Annotated in this window: 19 protein-coding genes and 1 pseudogene; 18 read left to right on the plus strand and 2 right to left on the minus strand. The window is 72.0% G+C overall.

Annotation, left to right across the window (positions count from 1 at the left end; genetic code table 11):
- Window positions 1-50 precede the first annotated feature (50 nt).
- A complete protein-coding gene (locus ACIQTO_RS33225; RefSeq protein WP_402396032.1) occupies window positions 51-875 on the minus strand; it encodes a class I SAM-dependent methyltransferase in 825 nt (274 codons plus the stop codon).
- 276 nt (window positions 876-1,151) lie between these two features.
- On the opposite strand from ACIQTO_RS33225, the gene proS reads away from it, so the two are divergent.
- The 18 genes and pseudogenes from proS to ACIQTO_RS33315 all read left to right on the plus strand — a co-directional run bounded on the left by proS (window position 1,152) and on the right by ACIQTO_RS33315 (window position 18,160).
- Window positions 1,152-2,564, plus strand: a complete 1,413-nt coding sequence (proS, locus tag ACIQTO_RS33230) for a proline--tRNA ligase (protein WP_402396035.1) — start codon at window positions 1,152-1,154, stop codon at window positions 2,562-2,564.
- Between the two features lie 653 nt (window positions 2,565-3,217).
- Window positions 3,218-3,796, plus strand: coding sequence for a hypothetical protein (locus tag ACIQTO_RS33235; protein ID WP_329489769.1), 579 nt, complete (start codon window positions 3,218-3,220; stop codon window positions 3,794-3,796).
- A 643-nt stretch (window positions 3,797-4,439) separates the two neighbouring features.
- Window positions 4,440-4,868, plus strand: coding sequence for a 30S ribosomal protein S16 (rpsP, locus tag ACIQTO_RS33240; protein WP_360641223.1), 429 nt, complete (start codon window positions 4,440-4,442; stop codon window positions 4,866-4,868).
- A gap of 2 nt (window positions 4,869-4,870) precedes the next feature.
- On the plus strand, window positions 4,871-5,110 hold the full coding sequence (locus ACIQTO_RS33245) for an RNA-binding protein (protein ID WP_030306741.1): 240 nt from the start codon (window positions 4,871-4,873) through the stop codon (window positions 5,108-5,110).
- A 203-nt stretch (window positions 5,111-5,313) separates the two neighbouring features.
- On the plus strand, window positions 5,314-5,916 hold the full coding sequence (gene rimM / locus ACIQTO_RS33250) for a ribosome maturation factor RimM (RefSeq protein WP_402396038.1): 603 nt from the start codon (window positions 5,314-5,316) through the stop codon (window positions 5,914-5,916).
- Window positions 5,917-6,044: 128 nt separating this feature from the next.
- Entirely contained in the window at window positions 6,045-6,863 is an 819-nt protein-coding gene (gene trmD, locus ACIQTO_RS33255) for a tRNA (guanosine(37)-N1)-methyltransferase TrmD (RefSeq protein ID WP_402396116.1), read from the plus strand.
- A gap of 154 nt (window positions 6,864-7,017) precedes the next feature.
- Complete coding sequence (rplS, locus tag ACIQTO_RS33260; protein WP_063347674.1) at window positions 7,018-7,368, plus strand: 50S ribosomal protein L19; 351 nt, start codon at window positions 7,018-7,020, stop codon at window positions 7,366-7,368.
- Between the two features lie 77 nt (window positions 7,369-7,445).
- On the plus strand, window positions 7,446-8,363 hold the full coding sequence (gene lepB / locus ACIQTO_RS33265; protein ID WP_402396041.1) for a signal peptidase I: 918 nt from the start codon (window positions 7,446-7,448) through the stop codon (window positions 8,361-8,363).
- A 160-nt stretch (window positions 8,364-8,523) separates the two neighbouring features.
- Window positions 8,524-9,288, plus strand: coding sequence for a signal peptidase I (gene lepB / locus ACIQTO_RS33270; protein ID WP_402396044.1), 765 nt, complete (start codon window positions 8,524-8,526; stop codon window positions 9,286-9,288).
- 247 nt (window positions 9,289-9,535) lie between these two features.
- Window positions 9,536-10,540 (plus strand): signal peptidase I, encoded by a 1,005-nt coding sequence (gene lepB, locus ACIQTO_RS33275; protein ID WP_402396046.1) that lies wholly within the window; start codon window positions 9,536-9,538, stop codon window positions 10,538-10,540.
- Window positions 10,541-10,697: 157 nt separating this feature from the next.
- Window positions 10,698-11,432, plus strand: a complete 735-nt coding sequence (gene lepB, locus ACIQTO_RS33280) for a signal peptidase I (RefSeq protein WP_402396049.1) — start codon at window positions 10,698-10,700, stop codon at window positions 11,430-11,432.
- A 190-nt stretch (window positions 11,433-11,622) separates the two neighbouring features.
- Entirely contained in the window at window positions 11,623-12,096 is a 474-nt protein-coding gene (locus ACIQTO_RS33285) for an NUDIX hydrolase (protein ID WP_402396051.1), read from the plus strand.
- A gap of 55 nt (window positions 12,097-12,151) precedes the next feature.
- Window positions 12,152-12,478 carry a DUF2469 domain-containing protein gene (locus ACIQTO_RS33290; RefSeq protein WP_148642766.1) on the plus strand — a complete coding sequence of 109 codons (327 nt, stop codon included), beginning with the start codon at window positions 12,152-12,154 and terminating at the stop codon, window positions 12,476-12,478.
- A 369-nt stretch (window positions 12,479-12,847) separates the two neighbouring features.
- A pseudogene (locus tag ACIQTO_RS33295) lies at window positions 12,848-13,255 on the plus strand (YraN family protein); the annotation flags it as partial.
- Window position 13,256: 1 nt separating this feature from the next.
- Entirely contained in the window at window positions 13,257-14,912 is a 1,656-nt protein-coding gene (locus tag ACIQTO_RS33300) for a YifB family Mg chelatase-like AAA ATPase (protein ID WP_402396055.1), read from the plus strand.
- Window positions 14,909-16,078: a DNA-processing protein DprA gene (gene dprA, locus ACIQTO_RS33305; RefSeq protein WP_402396057.1), complete on the plus strand. Its 1,170-nt coding sequence runs from the start codon at window positions 14,909-14,911 to the stop codon at window positions 16,076-16,078. Before ACIQTO_RS33300 ends, dprA begins: the two co-directional genes overlap by 4 nt.
- 316 nt (window positions 16,079-16,394) lie before the next feature.
- Window positions 16,395-17,408 (plus strand): RNA polymerase sigma factor WhiG, encoded by a 1,014-nt coding sequence (gene whiG, locus ACIQTO_RS33310; protein WP_402396059.1) that lies wholly within the window; start codon window positions 16,395-16,397, stop codon window positions 17,406-17,408.
- A gap of 179 nt (window positions 17,409-17,587) precedes the next feature.
- Window positions 17,588-18,160, plus strand: coding sequence for a TetR/AcrR family transcriptional regulator (locus ACIQTO_RS33315; RefSeq protein WP_402396119.1), 573 nt, complete (start codon window positions 17,588-17,590; stop codon window positions 18,158-18,160).
- Between the two features lie 12 nt (window positions 18,161-18,172).
- On the opposite strand, the gene ACIQTO_RS33320 is transcribed toward ACIQTO_RS33315, so the two are convergent.
- Window positions 18,173-18,913, minus strand: a complete 741-nt coding sequence (locus tag ACIQTO_RS33320) for a M23 family metallopeptidase (protein ID WP_402396060.1) — start codon at window positions 18,911-18,913, stop codon at window positions 18,173-18,175.
- Window positions 18,914-19,166 lie beyond the last annotated feature (253 nt).

Here is a 19,166-nt window from a genome sequence, read left to right on the forward strand (position 1 = left end):
GCGCCGCGGCCGCCCGGTGCCGCCGGGGTGCGGGGCCACGGCCGTCCGGGCTACCGCGGCTGGTCGGCGACCAGGTACCGGAAGACGTTCTCCATCCGGACCGAGCCGTCCTGGCGCAGATACGGATGCAGTGCCTCCTCCAGCTCCTTCGCCACCAGGGACAGCCCGGAGAACTCCGCCGCCGCGTCGTACAGGCCGGTGGAGAGCAGGCCGCGCACCGAGCTGTCCAGGTCCGGATAGGCGAACGGGCAGCTCACCCGGCCACTGCCGGCCGGGCGCAGGCGGGCCGGCGCGAGCAGGTCCTCCAAGGCGCCGGGCGTGCTCAGCCCGAACGGGTCGCGTGCGGTGGTGCGCCCCGCCATCCGCCGGGCCACGTCCAGGACGGTCGCGCTCTCGCACCGCTCCGGCGGACCCCAGGCGGCCAGCACCACGTGCCCGCCGCGCAGCGTCAGCCGGGCGGCCTCGGCCACCACGCGCCGCGGATCGGCGGCCCCCGGCAGCTGCTCGAAGACCGTGACCAGCGAATGGGCCGAGCGGGGGACGCTCGCCGACGGCCGGGCACCCGCGCCCACCCGCAGCCGACGGTCTCTCGCCAGCTCGCGCAGCTCGTCGTGCGGCTCCAGGCCGGCGACCTGGGCACCCCGTTCGGCGGCCAGCAGCAGGGCCAGGCCGGAGCGGCAGCCCAGGCCCAGCACACTGGTCGCCGGGCCGACCTCCAGCCGGTCGTAGACCGCCTCGTAGAGCGGTACCAGCATGCGTTCCTGGATCTCCGCCCAGTCGCGCGCCCGCGCGGGCCACGCGCTCGCGGACTGCCGGTCGTGCGGTGGTGCGCCTGCGGGTCGTACGGTCGTGCCGGTCGTTCCAGCTGAAGCCATCGCGGCCTCCCATCCGGTCCTTCGGTGTGCTGCTACGGCTCCCCCAAAGTCCCGCCCCACTCCAGCGAACAGCGGCTCGGGCGCGGCGTCCAGAGGGGTGCAGGGTGGTGCGCGCGTGTCGCGGTCGTGCGCCCCCTGGCGGAACCGGGGCGCCCTTCGGCCGCCGCGGCGGCCGGGCGCCGTCGCGACCCGGCCGGCACGGGGACGGCTCGGGGGCGAACGGGTTCCGCGGAACGGATTCGAAGTCAGGCCCCTTGTCCCCGTACCATTCGCCCCATGGCAAAGGCACCCGTTCTCACCCCCCAGGCGGACGACTTCCCGCGCTGGTACCAGGACCTCATCAACAAGGCCGAGCTGGCCGACAACGGTCCGGTGCGCGGCACCATGGTCATCCGACCGTACGGCTACGGCCTGTGGGAGCGGATGCAGCAGGAGATGGACGCCCGCATCAAGAAGGCAGGCGCGCAGAACGCCTACTTCCCGATGTTCATCCCGCAGTCGTACCTGACCAAGGAAGCCGAGCACGTCGAGGGCTTCGCCCCCGAGCTCGCGGTGGTCACCCACGGCGGCGGCAAGCAGCTGGACGAGCCGGTCGTCGTCCGGCCCACCTCCGAGACCATCATCAACGAGTACTTCTCGAAGTGGGTGCAGAGTCACCGCGACCTGCCCCTGCTGATCAACCAGTGGGCCAACGTGGTCCGCTGGGAGCTGCGCCCGCGGGTCTTCCTGCGCACCACCGAGTTCCTCTGGCAGGAGGGCCACACCGCCCACGCCACGTACGAGGACGCCCGCGAGTACGCCTCGATGATCCACACCCAGGTCTACGGCGACTTCATGACCAATGTGCTCGGCATCGACGTCGTGCTCGGCCGCAAGACCGCCAAGGAGCGCTTCGCCGGCGCGATCAACACCCTCACCCTCGAGGGCATGATGGGCGACGGCAAGGCGCTGCAGATGGGCACCAGCCACGAGCTGGGCCAGAACTTCGCCAAGGCGTTCAACACCACCTACCAGCTCCAGGGTGCCGAGCGCGAGTACGTCTGGCAGACCTCCTGGGGCGTCTCGACCCGTATGGTCGGCGGCCTGATCATGTCCCACGGCGACGACAACGGCCTGCGGGTTCCCCCGCGTCTGGCCGCCGTCCAGGCCGTCGTCCTCGCCATCAAGGGCGACGACGCGGTGATCGCCAAGGTGCGCGAGATCGGTGCCCGGCTGGAGGCCGTCGGCATCCGGGTGGTCGTCGACGACCGCACCGACACCCCGTTCGGCCGCCGCGCCGTGGACTGGGAGCTCAAGGGCGTACCGCTGCGCATCGAGGTCGGCCCGCGCGACCTGGAGAACGGCACCGCGATGCTGGCCCGCCGCATCCCCGGCGGCAAGGAGCCGGTCACGATCGACGCGCTGGCCGAGCTGCTGCCGGGCATCCTGGAGGAGGACCAGGCGCTGCTGCTGCGCCAGTCCCGCGAGCGCCGCGAGTCCCGCACGGTCGACGTGACGAACCTCGACGAGGCCGTCGAGGCCGCCGCCACCGGCTGGGGCCGCATCTCCTGGGCCGAGCTGGGCCCGGAGGGCGAGGCCAAGCTGGCCGAGCAGGGCGTCTCGGTGCGCTGCATCGTCGCCGCCGACGGCTCGGTGCCGCAGACGGACGACCAGGACGGCAACATCGCGATCGTCGCGCGCGCCTACTGACCGGCGCGCGCTCGCGCCGGCACGCCGACAGCGGCGTGCCGGCGCAGGCGCACCGTGCGTGGTGCCTGCGGCGTGCGGTGCGTGATGTCTGCGGCGTGCCGGTGGGCGGCGCGCTGACGGGTGGTGCCGGGCAGGGCGCCGGAAACGTCGACGGCGCGGTGGCGGACGCCCCACGCACATCGATGGATGCCGGTGGTCGTGATGCCGGAAACCGACAGGTACTGGCGATTACTGGCGGCCGGTGGCAATGGTCCGGTGGCTGCCCGACAACGGTTGGACATCCGTCGGACATCCGGCCGACAACCGCCGTCGGGAATTCCTGCGGTAACCATCCAGGGTCCGTCTCACCTGTCGACATCCCTACTGGCCGGTCAACTGCCGGTATTAACGGAATAGCGGTACGGTGTACGGCCCGTGGCCCTGTCAACTCGACAGGACCGCGGGCCGTACGTCCTGGGGGCGACAGCCCGTCCCCGGACGGAAAAGACGAGGCCCGCCGAGCTGCGACGGGCCCAAACCGGCAGGGGGTTGGTCTTGCGTCAGATCCGGAACGCGCATTTCGCGCGGGCTCGTACATTCCTGAGAGTTTCCTGGGAATTCCAGGAGATCGGGAACACGCGGAACATCGGCTCGCACTCCATCGTTGGTCTAGCGTGAGCACGACACAGCCCCTCGTTCTCGCGGCCGAACTGGCCGCCGCCTGGAGTGACATCCAGGCCTTCCATCAGGATCTCCCCGACCTCGCCTCGCCCGAGGCGTTGATCGGCGAATCCTCCTCGGCCTGTGGCACGCGGCTCGGTTTCGAGCGGCTCCTCCACGAGGCTGCCCACGGTCTGGCCGCGGCCCGGGACATCCGGGACACCTCGCGGGCCGGCCGCTACCACAACCGGCGCTTCCTGCTCCTGGCTTCCGAGCTGGGCCTGGCGCACCCGGTCGAGCCGCACGCGAGTAGCGGCTTCTCCCAGGTGACCATGCTCAAGGAGACGCAGGAGCGGTACGCCGAGACCATCGAACGCCTGGACCGCGCCCTCGGCGCGCACCAGGAGGCGGTGGCCGGCGACGGTGTGTCGCGCGCGTTCCGCGGCCCGGCCGCCCGGCACGGTTCCTCCGGGGGCGGAGTCCGGGTCAAGGCGGTCTGCGGGTGCGGGCGGAACGTCCGCGTGGTGCCGTCGGTGCTCGCGCAGGCGTCCATCGTCTGCGGTGCCTGCCAGCAGCCGTTCAAGATCGCGTAGCGTGGGGAGCCGGCCGGCGACTGTGCGGGCAGTGTGTCCGGCCGGAGCGATCGACGGCCTGTGGTCGGCAGAGCCGATCGGTACGACCGATCGGCTGTCCTGACCGACATCTGTGAGGTGTTGGGCTGACCGGGAGCGGGGGCTCCCGGTCGGACCGGTTTGCTTCGGAGCGCTTCGGCGCTTCCCTGCCTCCGCCCATCTGCTTCCCCCTTCCTGCTCCCTCTTCCCCTTCTTCGGCCCTGGGTGGCCGGGGGTGGCCCGGTCTTGGGCGGCCCTGGGGGCTCTGCCCGGGCCCGGGGGCGGCCCTGCTCCGCTCGGTTCCGGTGTTCCGTTCCTGCGCTCCGTTCCTCCGCTCGGGTCCTGTGCTCCGTGGCGATGCCTCCGGGCCGAAGCCCGCCAGGGGTGAGCCGACCGGGCCTACGCCGTTCGGGCCTGCGCGGTTCGCGCCCGCCCGGTCGGGGCGGGCCGAGCGGGCGGCGGCGAGGCGGTTCGCGCCGGTATGGCAGAATGGACAGCTGAGTACTCGGCAGCCGAGCAGGACCCCTCTCTCCTACGGCTGGCGTGTCCCTTGAACGGCCAGCCTCGCAACCCCACGCGACGGTGCGGCCGCTCACCCACGTCAACACCAGGAGAACCCACTCCCGTGGCAGTCAAGATCAAGCTCAAGCGTCTCGGCAAGATTCGCTCCCCGCACTACCGCATCGTCGTCGCCGACGCCCGCACCAAGCGTGACGGTCGCGCGATCGAGGAGATCGGCATCTACCAGCCGACCTACAACCCCTCGAAGATCGAGGTCGACGGCGAGCGCGCCCAGTACTGGCTGTCCGTCGGCGCCCAGCCGACCGAGCCCGTGCTCGCCATCCTCAAGCTGACCGGCGACTGGCAGAAGTTCAAGGGTCTGCCGGCTCCGGCGCCCCTGCTCGTCGCCGAGCCCAAGGTCGAGGACTTCTCGCACCTGTTCGCGAAGGCCGTCGCCGGCTTCGAGGACGCCACCACCGGTGTTGCCATCACCCCGAAGGCCAAGAAGTCGGACAAGGCCGAGGCTGACGCCGACGCCGCCGCCGAGGCCTGATCGTGATCGAGGACGCCCTCGACCACCTGGTGAAGGGCATCGTCGAGCACCCCGACGAGGTGCAGGTGCGTTCGCGCAACCTGCGTCGGGGTAACACCATCGAGGTGCGTGTGCACCCCGATGACCTCGGCAAGGTGATCGGCCGGGGTGGCCGCACGGCGCGCGCACTGCGCACCGTGGTCGGCGCCCTCGGCGGTCGCAACGTCCGGGTCGACCTGGTCGACGTGGACAGCATTCGCTGACGCTGCTGCTCGTTCAGCCGTCAGGCTTGAGGCCGACCGGGACGCATGTCGTCCTGGTCGGCCTTTCTCTGTTTCCGGCCGTCTCTCGCGGGGCCTTCGCCTTCGCGGCCCTGCTTCGCGGCTCTGCTTCCCGGCATCAGCACCAGCACCGGACGGCAGCACCGATTACCAGCACCCAGCACCCATCCAGGAGAACGATCACCGTGCAGCTCGTCGTCGGCAAGATCGGCCGCGCCCACGGCATCAGGGGAGACGTCAGCGTCGAGGTCCGCACCGACGAGCCGGAGCTCCGGCTCGGTCCCGGTGCCGTCCTGCTCACCGACCCCGCGTCGGCCGGACCGCTGACCGTCGAGTCCGGCAAGGTTCACAGCGGCCGGCTGCTGCTGCGTTTCGCCGGCGTCAAGGACCGCAACGACGCGGAGGCGCTGCGCGGCACCATCCTGATCGCCGAGGTCGACCCGGAGGAGAGCCCCGACGACCCGGAGGAGTACTACGACCACCAGCTGATCGGCCTGGACGTGGTCCTGCTCGACGGCACCCCGGTCGGTGAGCTCACCGAGGTCGTCCACCTCCCGTACCAGGACCTGCTCACGGTGGAGAAGCCCGACGGGACCGAGGTGCTGGTGCCGTTCGTCACGCGCATCGTGCCGACCATCGACCTGGAGAACCAGCGCATCGTGATCGACCCGCCGGGCGGTCTGATCGACCCGGAGCAGGCCGAGGCCGTCCAGGGTGAGTCGGACGAGCCGGGCGCGTCGGAGGATTCGGGCTCGGAGGATTCGGCGGAGTCGGAGGACTCGGAGTGACCGCCGAGGAGCTGTCGCCGCAGGAGCCGCCCGCCTCGTCGGAGCCGGCTGTGGTGCCGGAGCAGACCGTTGTGCCGGAGCCGGATGCCGTGTCCGGGCTGCCCGCGGCGCAGGGCGTTCAGGACGGGATGCGGATCGATGTGGTCACGATCTTCCCCGAGTACCTGGAGCCGCTGAACGTCTCCCTGGTCGGCAAGGCCCGTGCCCGCGGCCAGCTCGATGTGCACGTCCACGACCTGCGGACGTGGACCCACGACATCCACCGGACGGTCGACGACAGCCCGTACGGCGGCGGCCCCGGCATGGTCATGAAGCCCGAGCCGTGGGGCGAGGCGCTGGACGGCGTGCTGAGCCGTGGCCCCGAGGGAGAGGTCCCCACCCTGGTGGTGCCCACCCCGAGCGGGCGCCCGTTCACCCAGGAGCTCGCCCAGGAGCTGGCCGGGCGTCCGTGGCTCGCCTTCACCCCCGCCCGGTACGAGGGTATCGACCGGCGGGTGATCGAGGAGGCGGCCACCCGGATGCCGGTGGTCGAGGTGTCGATCGGCGACTACGTCCTGGCCGGCGGCGAGGTCGCCGTCCTGGTGATGGTCGAGGCGATCGCCCGGTTGTTGCCGGGGGTGCTGGGAAACGCCGAGTCCCACCGGGACGACTCCTTCGCGCCCGGCGCCATGGCCGATCTGCTGGAGGGCCCGGTCTACACCAAGCCCGCCGAGTGGCGTGGCCGGACCGTCCCGGACGTGCTGCTCAGCGGCAACCACGGTCGGATCGCCCGCTGGCGGCGTGAGCAGGCCTTCGCCCGGACCCTGGCGAACCGGCCCGACCTGGTCCAGCGCTGGCAGAACGGGAGCTTCGACAAGAAGGACCGTGAGGCACTGAGCGTTCTCGGCCTGGCCTGGGACGAGCGGCTCGGCCGATTTCGGTCTGTGGTCGATGATGTGGAAGAATAGGTCGCTGCTGTCTGTCGCTGGGCCCTTCTCGTAGGGGTCACGTGGTCCGGTGCCCCCGCCACGGGGGGATCATCGCCAACCGATGCGGCCCGCAGCGAACCCCATTGTGACGAACTTCCGTGGGCGGCCCGTGGCGCCTGCGATGGAGAGCAACATGAGCAACAAGCTCGCTGCTGTCGACGCGGCCTCGCTGCGTAGCGACATTCCGGCCTTCCGCGCCGGTGACACCCTGAAGGTCCACGTCCGGGTCATCGAGGGCAACCGCTCTCGTGTCCAGGTCTTCCAGGGCGTCGTCATCCGCCGCCACGGCGCCGGTGTCGGCGAGACCTTCACCGTTCGCAAGGTCAGCTTCAACGTCGGCGTGGAGCGTACCTTCCCGGTGCACACCCCGGTCGTCGAGAAGATCGAGGTCGTGACCCGCGGTGCGGTTCGCCGCGCCAAGCTGTACTACCTGCGTGACCTCCGCGGCAAGGCCGCGAAGATCAAGGAGAAGCGCGACCGCTGATCCACCGGCCCCCGGTACTGCCGGGGGATCGGAGCGCTCTAGGGGGCGCGGCTGCCGCACGGTAAGCTCAGCCCCCGATGAGCACGCACGAACCATCCGCGGACCGCGACGGCTGTCCCGCACCCACCGGTGCGGACTCGCCGTCGCGGTCCGCGGTCGTTTCCGCGGTCGCCGCTGCGGCCGCGCCCGCTGAGGAGCCGGCGGTTGGGCCGGCGGCCGGGCCGGGTTCCGGGGCGGACACCGGGGCGGAGCGGGAGGCAGCCCGGCACGCCGAGGGGGACGCGGCCGGCGACCCGGCGGAGGAGACCGGGGCGTCGCCCCGTTCGCGCTCGCGCGACGTCCTGCTGCTCGTGGGTATCTGCCTGCTCGCGCTGCTTCTGGTGAACGCCTTCGTGGCTCGGCCGTTCTCGGTGCCTTCCGGCTCGATGGAGAACAGCCTGCGCCCGGGCGACCGCCTGGTCGCGAACCAACTGGCCTACTCCTTCGGGGGGCACCCGCAGCGCGGTGACGTCGTGGTCTTCGACGGGACGGGCTCCTTCCGGCGCGGATCGGCCGAGCCGTCCGGGTTCCGGGGCGCGCTGCGCTCGCTCGGCCAGGACCTCGGACTGGCCCCGGCGGGCGACTCGATCTACGTGAAGCGTGTCATCGGCGTTGCCGGGGACCGGGTGACCAGTACCGGGCCGGGCGCGCGGATCACCGTCAACGGTGTGCCGGTCGACGAGTCCTCCTACCTCGCACCGGGCGACGAGCCGTCCGACGTGGCTTTCGACGTGGTGGTGCCGGCCGGCAAGTTGTGGGTCATGGGTGACCACCGCAGTGCCTCCCGTGATTCGCGGGACCACCTGGGTGAGCCCGGCGGCGGCTTCGTGCCCGAGGGCAAGGTGATCGGACGCGCGGAGTGGGTGGTCTACCCGGTCGGCCACTGGGCCGGCCTGGACCGGTCGGCGGCGTTCGCCGCGGTAGGGGGGACCGGTGGCCATGGGGACCAGAGGTAGAGGCCGACTGGCCGACCGGCCGGCTGCCGCACCCGTGGACCAACCGGCCGGAGCACCGGCGCCGGAGGCGTCGGGGCCCGCCCGCGGCCGGGCCGCTCGCCGTCGCACCGCCCGCCGCGCTGCCCGTCGCCGCAAACGCTCCCTCCTGCACGAGATCCCGTTGATCGTCCTGGTGGCGCTGCTGGTGGCACTGGTGATGAAGACCTTCATGGTGCAGGTCTTCGTCATTCCCTCCGGCTCGATGGAGCAGACCATCCAGGTCGGTGACCGCGTGCTGGTGGACAAGCTCACCCCCTGGTTCGGCGCCGAGCCGGAGCGCGGTGACGTGGTCGTGTTCAAGGACCCGGGCGGGTGGCTGGAGGCCGACCACAAGCCGTCCACGGACGGACCGGTGCTGCGCGGGGCCAAGCAGGTCCTCACGTACGTCGGGCTGCTGCCGTCCGACAGCGAGCAGGATCTGATCAAGCGGGTGATCGGTGTCGGCGGTGACACGGTGGAGTGCTGCGACGAGCGCGGCCGGGTCAGCGTGAACGGCACGGCGGTCGACGAGCCGTACCTGTCGCCGGGCAACCCGCCGTCCCGCCAGCCGTTCAAGGTGAAGGTGCCGCAGGGGCGACTCTGGGTGATGGGAGACCACCGGGACGTGTCCGCCGACTCCCGTTTCCACATGGGGAATCCGGGACAGGGCACCATCCCGCTGAGCGGTGTGGTGGGTCGGGCGTTCGTCATCGCGTGGCCGGTCGGCCGGGTTCATCAACTTGATGCGCCGGGTTCACTCTCCTCGCTGGCACGGGCCGTGGACGCCCGGGGAACTGGGCCGGATTCAATGGATGTTGGGCCGCTTCCGAAGGAACCTCCGCTCGTTATGGGTGTGTTGGGCATCCTTCCGTTCGTCGGCCGAAGGCGTGGGCGGCCTCCGGAGTAGGCCCACCCCGTCCGGCCGCCGGTCGGGCGGAGCGCGTGGGAGCGCGAGCCGGATGCCCGGGAGTGATAGAGAAGTGCTGGTACGGCCGGTGTGTGACAACGGCCGTGTCCGGAGGCCGTGCCGGTGTCAGGTGTGCCCGAGGAGGGCGGCCCTGCGACCGTGTCGTGGTCGATGGTGGAGGTAGTGCCCGCTGTGCGGCACTGTGAGCGCGGACGCGCAGGCGTCCGCACAGCTGGGAGGAGACGTTGTGGGGGATTTGGTGATCGGCGCCCGCTCAGGCGCCGGAGAGCCCGAGGGCTCCGGACATCGGTCGGAACGGTCGACGGAGTCCGCAGTGTCGTCGACCGCCGCTGAGGACGCGGCGGTCCAGTCCGCCGACGACCAGGGCGGCGGCGCGGACGGCGCCTCCGACGACTCTCGGGACGAGGTGAGTTCTGAGGGCGGGTCGGAGACGAAGGCGGCCGGCAAGGAGCACAAGCAGCGCTCGTTCTGGAAAGAGCTGCCGATTCTGATCGGTATCGCGCTGGTCCTGGCGCTGGTGATCAAGACTTTCTTCGTCCAGGCGTTCTCCATTCCGTCGGAGTCGATGCAGAACACGCTTCAGGTCGGCGACCGCGTCCTCGTGGACAAGCTGACTCCGTGGTTCGGGGCCGAGCCCGAGCGTGGCGAGGTCGTGGTGTTCCACGACCCGGGCGGCTGGCTCGCGGACGAGCCCACCAAGCAGAGCAGCAACTCCTTCGTCCGGGGAGTTCAGGACGTCCTCAGTTTTGTCGGCCTGATGCCCTCCGAGAACGAGAAGGACCTGATCAAGCGGGTCATCGCGATCGGCGGGGACACCGTCGAGTGCGAGGGCGAAGGTCCGGTCAAGGTCAACGGGATCGCCCTCGACGAGCCCTACGTCTTCCCCGGCAACACCCCCTGCGGGACGAAGCCCTTCGGTCCGGTGAAGGTGCCGGACGGTCGGATCTGGGTGATGGGTGACCACCGCGCGGACTCGCTGGACTCCCGGTTCCACATGGACCAGCCGGGTGGCGGCACCGTTCCCGTGGACGAGGTCATCGGTCGTGCCTTCGTGGTGGCCTGGCCGATCAACCACTGGGCGACGCTGCCGGTGCCGAAGACCTTCGACCAGAAGGGGCTGGCGGCGGCCGTGCCGTTCGTGCCGCCCGTGGCCGGGGCGGTCGGCGCGGTCGGCCTGCTCCCGCTGGTGCGCCGGATGAGGGACCGGTCGGAGCGCGAGAAGCAGTCCTGACCACCACCTGTTCGCCCCCGGGTCTTGCGCGGGCCGTGGTACCGACGAGTAATCTGCTCGGACGTGCCACGGCCCGCCGGGTTTTCCGCCTGTGGCCCCGGCGTGCCATGAGCGTTTCCGGGTCGGGCAGGGGTGGATGGTTTCGATGAGCGGTGTCGTGACGGAGACGGCAGGCCGCCCGCCTGCGACCGCGCGGTCCCGGCGCAAGCCGTCCGCCGTGCTGCAGGGCGTCTTGATCGGGCTCGGCCTGGCCCTCCTGGTCGGTGGCTTCGTGGTGATGGCCCTGGACTACCGGCCGTACGGCATTCCGACGGGCTCGATGTCTCCGACGCTCAAGGCCGGGGACACCGTCGTGGCCCGACAGATCGACGGCAAGGCCGTCGGCCGGGGTGATGTCGTGGTCTTCCGCGACCAGGCCTGGGGCGGTGAGCTCATGGTCAAGCGGGTGGTGGCGGTCGGCGGCGACACCGTGGCGACCACCGGGGACGACCCGCGGCTGACCGTCAACGGCAAGCCGGTGGACGAGCCGTACCTGGCGGCGCAGGGACTGCAGGGGAGCGCGTTCAGCGTGGAGGTCCCTCCTGGCCGGCTCTTCCTGCTGGGGGACAACCGGCAGGGGTCGCTCGACTCCCGCCTCCACCTGGAGATCGACGGCGGCACGATCTCCGCCACCGAGGTGGAGGCCCGGGTGGAGGCCACCGTGCTGCCGTTCGGCCGGACGGGCATGTTCACCCGTACCGCGGCCTTCGACGGACTCGGCGGGTCGAAGGCCGGCGATCCGGGGCCGTTGGAGCCGGCCTTCTACGCCACTGTGGCCGGCGCGGCGCTGATCGTGGTGACCTGCGCGGTGGGTGGGGTGGCCGGCGCGGTCCGCCGGCTGGGACGCCGCTGAGCAGGCTGACCGCCGCTGCGGGTGCGGCCGCACCCGACGTCGCAGCCTCAGCTCGAACCGGAGCCGGCGCCGCCGTGACCCCCGCTGTCCGCGGCCCGGTCGCTCTGCCGAACATCGCCCCGGACGGTCGTGCCGGGTGGCAGGATCGGGGGAGTCGGCCGGACGAACGAGGAGAGGGGGGAAGGCAGCGATGACGACCGAGCACCGCAAGGCCTCGCGGATCCTGCTGCTGGACGGGCAGGACCGCCTGCTCCTCTTCCAGGGTTCGGACCCGGCGGTGCCGGGCGTCACCTGGTGGTTCACCCCCGGGGGAGGCCTGGAGCCGGGGGAGGGCACTCGCGAGGCCGCGGTGCGTGAGCTCGGCGAGGAGACCGGGCTTCGGGGAGTGGAACTGGGGCCCGTGGTGGCGTACGGCACGGCTTCGTTCTCCTATCGGGAGCAGCACTACGAGCAGGAGCAGTGGTTTCACCTGGCCCGGACCGTGCAGACGGTGCTCGATCATTCGGGAATGGGCGGGGACGAACACGCCCAACTGCTCGCGGCACGCTGGTGGACGGTCGAGGAGCTGAGGGCGACCGCCGAAACGATCTATCCGGTCGGGCTGGCGGACTTCCTGGGGCGACTGTTGGCCGAGGGGCCGCCAGTCACCCCGGTAAGGCTCTGAGGGTGAGTGCGGTGGTCCACAATGGGTGGACGTGACAAGTTGAGGGGACGCCTGGATGAGTGCCGAAGATCTCGAGAAGTACGAGACCGAGATGGAGCTCAAGCTCTACCGGGAGTACCGGGACGTCGTCGGCCTGTTCAAGTACGTGATTGAAACCGAGCGACGGTTCTACCTCACCAACGACTACGAGCTGCAGGTGCACTCGGTCCAGGGCGAGGTCTTCTTCGAGGTGTCGATGGCGGACGCGTGGGTCTGGGACATGTACCGGCCGGCCCGGTTCGTCCGCAAGGTCCGGGTGCTGACCTTCAAGGACGTGAACATCGAGGAGCTCGCGAAGAGCGATCTGGAGCTGCCCTCGGACGACTCCGGGTTCGGGAACTGACGTTGGACCGCTCGGTCCTGCGGTGTCCAGGGGAATTTCGACTTTCCCTGGATTCTCACTCCTGCGGGTGACGGAAGTTATCCACAGGGCCGGGTTATCCACAGGAAAGAGCAATCCTCTGGCCCGGCCCCGGGCCGCACGGCAACCTCCGCAGCGGAGGTGGTCACCGTGCAGGACACCAGGCGCACCACGCGCAAGCAGAGCGAGACGGCGAAGTCCCGACCGGGTGGGCAGGCCCGGCGCAAGGCGTCGAGGCCGCCGGAGGAGCGTCCGGCGGAGCTGCCCGGTCTCGACGAGGGGCCGGCTCCGCCGCGCCCGGAGCGGGCCGCTCCGCCGAAGACTCCGCCGGGGCGCGGCACGAACAACGGCCTCGGCCGCTACGGGGAGCGGGTCGCCGCCCGGCGGCTCGCCGAGAGCGGGCTCCGGATCCTGGACCGCAATTGGCGCTGCGTCGAGGGCGAGCTGGACATCGTCGCCCTCGACGGCGACACCCTGGCGGTCTGCGAGGTGAAGACCCGCTCCGAGCGGGGCTTCCAGCAGCCGAGCGAGGCCATCGACCGGACCAAGGCCGCCCGGCTCCAGCGCCTGGCGGAACGCTGGGTGGCCGAGCGCTGGCCCGGCCACTTCGCCCGGCTGGCCGGCCCGGGGTACCAGCCCGCTCCGGCGGATCCGCAGTGGCCGCCCGTCCCGCCCGGTGGGGTCCGGATCGACCTCGTGGCGGTCATCAACCGCGCCCGGGGCGCCGCCTCGGTGGACCATCTGCGGGGGGTGGTCTGAGATGGCCTTCGCCCGTACCTGCTCGGTGGCCCTGGTCGGCGTCGACGGTGTGATCGTCGAGGTCCAGGCAGACCTGGAGCCCGGAGTCGCCGCGTTCACCCTGGTCGGTCTGCCCGACAAAGCCCTGTCCGAGGCCCGCGACCGGGTACGCGCGGCCCTGGTGAACAGCGGAGAGGTCTGGCCCCAGCGAAAGCTCACCGTCGGGCTCAGCCCCGCCTCGGTGCCCAAGAGCGGCAGCGGCTTCGACCTCGCGGTGGCCTGCGCCGTCCTCGCCGCCGCCGAACGGCTGGAGCCGTCGTCCATCGCCGACCTGTTGATCATCGGCGAGCTGGGGCTCGACGGGCGGGTGCGCCCGGTACGCGGCATCCTGCCGTCGGTGCTCGCCGCCGCCGACGCCGGCTACCGGCGGGTCGTGGTGGCCGAGCAGACCGCTGCCGAGGCCTCGCTGGTCCCGGGCGTCACCGTCATCGGCGTGCGCAGCCTGCGCCAACTCGTCGCGATCCTCACCGGCGCCCCCGAGCCGGACGAGCCGCCCGACCCGGTCATCGGCCGTCCGGACCCTCTGATGGCCGGGCTGATGCTCCCCACCGCAGGGGTGCGCGGTCTGCCCGACGACGGAGCCGCTCGACTCGACCTGGCGGACGTGGCCGGCCAGTACGAGGCCCGACGCGCTCTGGAGATCGCCGCCGCAGGCGGTCATCACCTGTATCTGAAGGGCCCGCCGGGCGCGGGAAAGACGATGCTGGCGGAGCGATTGCCCGCGCTGCTGCCGCCGCTCACCCAGAAGGAGGCTCTGGAGGTCACCGCCGTGCACTCCGTGGCCGGACTGCTTCCGGCCGGCCGGCCGCTGATCAACTGCGCGCCGTACTGCGCCCCGCACCACTCGACCACCATGCCGGCGATCGTCGGCGGCGGGAGCGGGCTGCCCAGACCGGGTGCGGTCTCGTTGGCCCACCGGGGCGTGCTGTTCCTGGACGAGGCTCCGGAGTTCCCGGTCCGGGTGCTCGACGCGCTGCGCCAGCCGCTCGAATCGGGGGAGGTGGTGATCGCCCGATCGGCCGGATCGCTCAGGCTGCCGGCCAGGTTCCTGCTCTGTCTGGCCGCGAATCCCTGCCCCTGCGGGCGGTACTCACGCAGGGGCGAGGGGTGCGAATGCACTCCGGCGATGGTCAGTCGGTACCAAGGCCGTCTGTCCGGGCCGTTGCTCGACCGGGTCGACCTCCAGGTCCAGGTCGCCCCGGTGACCAGGGTCGAGCTGATGGAGCGGGACACCACGGCGGAGACCACCGCGACCGTCGCGGCCCGGGTGCTGGCCGCGCGGGAGCGTGCGGCGGCCCGGCTGGAGCACACGCCGTGGCGGACCAACGCCGAGGTGCCCGGCCATGAGTTGCGTACGCGTTGGCAGCTGGGGCCCAACGCGCTGAACGACGCCGCGCGACAACTGGAGCGGGGCCTGCTGACCGCCCGCGGCCTGGACCGGGTGCTCCGGGTCGCCTGGACGGTCGCCGATCTCGCCGGCCGGGACCGTCCGGACCAGCGGGACGTACGGACGGCGCTCGTGCTCCGCACCGGCGTGGAGCAGGGGCTGCCGCTCCGGGCCGGTCCACCCGCCGCGACCCCCGATCAGTGGCCGAGTGACAAGGAGACGCGAGTATGAACCAGACGGTGAACCACCCTCAGCACTCCCCCGAAGCCGGCCGGGGCACCGAGTCCGAGCGCTTCGCCAGGGCAGCGCTGAGCCGACTCGGTGAACCGGGGGACGCGGTCCTGGGCCGCTGGCTCACCCGGCTCGACGCCACCGACGTCGTCCGGGCGATCCGGGACGGCACCGTCCCCGACCATCCGGGCCCGGACGCGGACCGGCTCGCCGGCTACCGGGCCAGGCTCGTCGACGTCGATCCCGTGGCCGATCTGGAACGTGTGAGAACCGTCGGTGGGCGCTTCATCATTCCGGGCGACACGGAATGGCCGAGCCAACTGGACGACCTGGGGGACAGCAGACCGCTCGGGCTCTGGGTGGCCGGGACGGGGTCGCTGCGGCTGCTGGCCCTTCGCTCGGTCGCGGTCGTCGGGGCGCGGGCCTGCACGGCCTACGGCGCCCACGTCGCGGGGGAGCTGTCGGCGCAACTGGCCGAGCGGGGGTGGGTCGTGGTCTCCGGGGCGGCGTACGGGATCGATGCCTCCGCCCACCGGGGCGCGCTGGCCGTCGGGGGGATGAGCATCGCGGTCCTCGCCTGCGGTGTCGACGTGGCCTATCCGAGGGGCAACGCCCAGCTGATTCGCCGGATCGCCTCCCAGGGGTTGCTGTTGAGCGAGCTCCCGCCGGGGGAGCACCCGAACCGGTTCCGGTTCGTGCTGCGCAATCGCGTGATCGCGGCACTCACCCGAGGCACGGTGGTGGTCGAGGCGGCGGTGCGCAGCGGGGCGCTGAGCACCGCGAGACGGGCCCGCGACCTCAACCGGCACACGATGGGCGTCGCCGGCCCGGTGACGTCGGAGCTCTCGGCCGGGGTGCACGCCCTGATCCGCGCCGGCGCCACGCTGGTCACCGACGCGGCCGAGGTGGCCGAGTTGATCGGGGCGATCGGTGACGATCTCGCACCGCGACGCAGCGGGCCGGTGCTGCCGAGGGATCTGCTGGAGCCGGCCGTGGCGAGAGTGCTGGAGGCCGTGCCGGCCACGGCGGAGGGTGCTCCGGTGGAGCGCCTGGCCCGGCAGTCGGGGCTCCCGCCGGACGAAGTGCTCCAGCGGCTCTACGAGTTGGGGTCACTCGGGTTCGTGGAGCGGCACGGTGCCCACTGGCGGCTGGTGCGGGGGAGGTGAGCGACCGGGGCGGATCGGGACCAATCGGGGCGTGGCCGGAGGTGTGGTGGTCGGCAGGCGGCAGAGAGACGGCTCGTCGGTCGAGGTTTCACCCCCGGCGCGGGACCGCGGCAACACGAATGCCACCGGATCGGGGGACGACCGAGTGGCGGTAGCACATTGCAGTGAGTCGGTCACGCTACGCTCGCACTGCCTTCCCTATCAGCACATGACTCGGCAGAACGGCGCAGACCAACGCATGCCCACACACATTCCCGGACACAGAGTGACCGGTGGCGCCCGGTCCTCGGGAGGGCCGCGGACCGAGCGGCGCCCCGTGACCGAGTTCCCGCCCAAGGCGACGGGTGCGATGGGGGCCCTGGCCCGGCAGGGTGGCCGCCCGGCGCACGCCGGCGCGTACGCCGGTCGGCCGGACGAGCCCGGCACGCCTGACGCCTCCGAAGCAGCCGCTACGCCCGACGCGTCCGTCAGGTCCGAGACACCCGGGGTCCCCGGGCCGGGGCAGAGTCAGGACCCGCCGCCCGCCCCCACCGAGACGCCGGCGCCCCGACGGCAGCCCGGCGGCCCGGAACGCACCGCGCTGGAGGAGCTCTGGCGCTCCTACAAGGAGACGGGCGATCAGCGGTTGCGGGAGCAGCTGATCCTGCACTACTCACCGCTCGTCAAATACGTGGCGGGCCGGGTCGGGGTCGGGCTGCCTTCCAACGTCGAGCAGGCCGACTTCGTCTCCTCGGGCGTCTTCGGGCTGATCGACGCGATCGAGAAGTTCGACATCGACCGGGCCATCAAGTTCGAGACCTACGCGATCAGCCGGATCCGCGGCGCGATCATCGACGAACTCCGGGCGCTGGACTGGATCCCGCGTTCGGTGCGGCAGAAGGCCAAGGCGGTCGAGCGGACGTACGCGACGCTGGAGGCCCGGCTGCGTCGCACTCCGCACGAGCCGGAGGTCGCGGCCGAGATGGGCATCGCGATCGAGGACCTGCACGCCATCTTCAGTCAGCTCTCCCTCGCCAACGTGGTGGCGCTGGACGAACTGCTCCACCCGGTGGGCGAGGGCGGGGACCGGCCGAGCCTGGGCGACACCCTGGAGGACCGCGGCGCGGACAACCCGGTGGAGGTGGCCGAGGACCGGGAGCTGCGCAGGCTGCTGGCACAGGCGATCAACACCCTGCCCGAGCGGGAGAAGACCGTCGTGACCCTCTACTACTACGAGGGCCTCACCCTCGCGGAGATCGGCCAAGTGCTGGGGGTGACGGAGAGCCGGGTCAGCCAGATCCACACCAAGTCGGTGCTGCAGTTGCGGGCCAAACTGTCGGACATCCGGTAGGCCTGCCGTCCGCGCCTCCCCGTTCCCGGTCCGCCGCCCTCGGGTGTCCGGTCGCGGTGCGGAGCGGGAGCGACAGCGGCTCCTCCGAGCCCCCGCGTCTCCCTGTCATGCGCGGCGCCGTATCGGTGGGGTGTAGGGCTCCGTACAGTGGGACAGTGCCGAAGATCCGAGCGGCCACTCTGGCCGAGCACCGACAGCTGCAGCGAGCGGCGCTCCTCGATGCTGCCCGCAGCCTGCTCACCGAGGGGGGAATGGATGCCCTGACCTTCCCCGCTCTCGCGGCGCGCACCGGGCTGGCGCGCTCCTCGGTCTACGAGTACTTCCGTTCCCGCGCAGCCGTGGTCGAGCTGCTCTGCGAGGTCGACTTTCCGCTCTGGGCGGCCGAGATCGAGGCCGGGATGGAGAGCTGCGACACGGCGGCGGCCCGGATCGAGGCGTATGTCCGGGGTCAGCTCGCGCTGGCCGGGGATCCTCGGCACCGGGCGGTGGCGGCGATCTCGGCGCTGGAGCTCGACGAAGCGGCGCGGGAGCGGATCCGGGCCGCTCACGGCAAGCTCGTCGGACTGGTGGTCCAGGCTCTCCAGGATCTCGGTCACGAGCAGCCGAGGCTGGCGGCGGGCCTGCTCCAGGGGATCGTGGAAGCCGCCGTGCGGCAGGCCGAGCAGCGTGCCGTCGGCGGTCCGGCCGAGAGCCCGGACGTGATCGCCGACGCCGCTGTCACGCTCGCCCTGCACGGCCTGGGCGGGAGCTGACCCGAGCCGGCCTCACCGGCCGCGCCCGAGCGGGAGCAGTCGGGCGGCACCCGCGCCGAACAGCGCCAGGGGGTCGAGATACCGGTCGCCGCGCAGCAGTCCCCAGTGCAGGCAGTCGTGGCCGCCGCAGTGAGCGGCGCCTGGGGCGAGCTGCCCGAGCACCTGACCGGCCGTGACGGTGGTGCCGGCGGCGAGGGTACCGGTGACGGGCAGATAGGTGGTCCGCAGCGGCGGGGTGCCGGAGGCCGGGTGCGTGACGGTGACCACCGGTCGGCCCGCCACCAGGCCGGAGAACGAGACCACTCCGGGGGCCGCCGACCGGATGTCCGCACCGACGCCGGCGGCGAGATCCACGCCCCGATGCCCGGCGGCCCACGGCGTCGCCGGTGCCTCGAACCGCCTGAGCGGCCCACCCGGACGGCCCACCGGCCACTCCCGTTCGGCACCGGCACCGGCACCCATACCCGCACCACCGACACCAGTGCCGACCCCGGCGGCATGACCCACCGACCCCGGCAGGACGGTCAGCAGGACAGCCGTGATCACCAGCAGCGCGAGCAGCAGCAGCCGATGATCGTGCTCGGGCCCGGGCCCGAGCGGCGGGGGTAGTGCCGACACCACGCCTCTGCCGCCGACAGTGCGTGACGCAGGGGCCCCCGCGTCACGCACTGTCGTGAAGGCACGGAAGGCGCGGACGGTGCCGGTGAAGCCGGAGAACGCGGACGGAGCGGCGGCGCTGGGGGCAGTTGTCATGCCGTCGAGGCTGTCCGCCGAGAGCCGGCCCGGCCACCCCCGCCCCGATTCCTGTGGATAACCGGCCCCTGTGGACAGTCGCCGTCCCCCCGACGGGTGGGACGCCCCCGAGCGCGGCCCAGCCGTAGCCCCCGACCGTGAGACCCCGACCCACGAGCCCCCGAGCAGGTCGCCCCACCACCTCGCGCACCACCCCGCCTCACCACTCCACGCACCACCCCACCGGCCCTCCCACCTGTCCCCCCACCGACCT

It is taken from the genome of Kitasatospora sp. NPDC091207 (genome assembly GCF_044768625.1).
GTDB lineage: Bacteria > Actinomycetota > Actinomycetes > Streptomycetales > Streptomycetaceae > Kitasatospora.

Coding starts and splice junctions, on each gene's coding strand:
- ACIQTO_RS33225 (WP_402396032.1), bottom strand. CDS start 875: ATGGCTTCAGCTGGAACGACCGGCACGACCGTACGACCCGCAGGCGCA.
- proS (WP_402396035.1), top strand. CDS start 1,152: ATGGCAAAGGCACCCGTTCTCACCCCCCAGGCGGACGACTTCCCGCGC.
- trmD (WP_402396116.1), top strand. CDS start 6,045: ATGCGGATCGATGTGGTCACGATCTTCCCCGAGTACCTGGAGCCGCTG.
- rplS (WP_063347674.1), top strand. CDS start 7,018: ATGAGCAACAAGCTCGCTGCTGTCGACGCGGCCTCGCTGCGTAGCGAC.
- lepB (WP_402396041.1), top strand. CDS start 7,446: ATGAGCACGCACGAACCATCCGCGGACCGCGACGGCTGTCCCGCACCC.
- ACIQTO_RS33285 (WP_402396051.1), top strand. CDS start 11,623: ATGACGACCGAGCACCGCAAGGCCTCGCGGATCCTGCTGCTGGACGGG.
- ACIQTO_RS33290 (WP_148642766.1), top strand. CDS start 12,152: ATGAGTGCCGAAGATCTCGAGAAGTACGAGACCGAGATGGAGCTCAAG.
- ACIQTO_RS33300 (WP_402396055.1), top strand. CDS start 13,257: ATGGCCTTCGCCCGTACCTGCTCGGTGGCCCTGGTCGGCGTCGACGGT.
- dprA (WP_402396057.1), top strand. CDS start 14,909: ATGAACCAGACGGTGAACCACCCTCAGCACTCCCCCGAAGCCGGCCGG.
- ACIQTO_RS33320 (WP_402396060.1), bottom strand. CDS start 18,913: ATGACAACTGCCCCCAGCGCCGCCGCTCCGTCCGCGTTCTCCGGCTTC.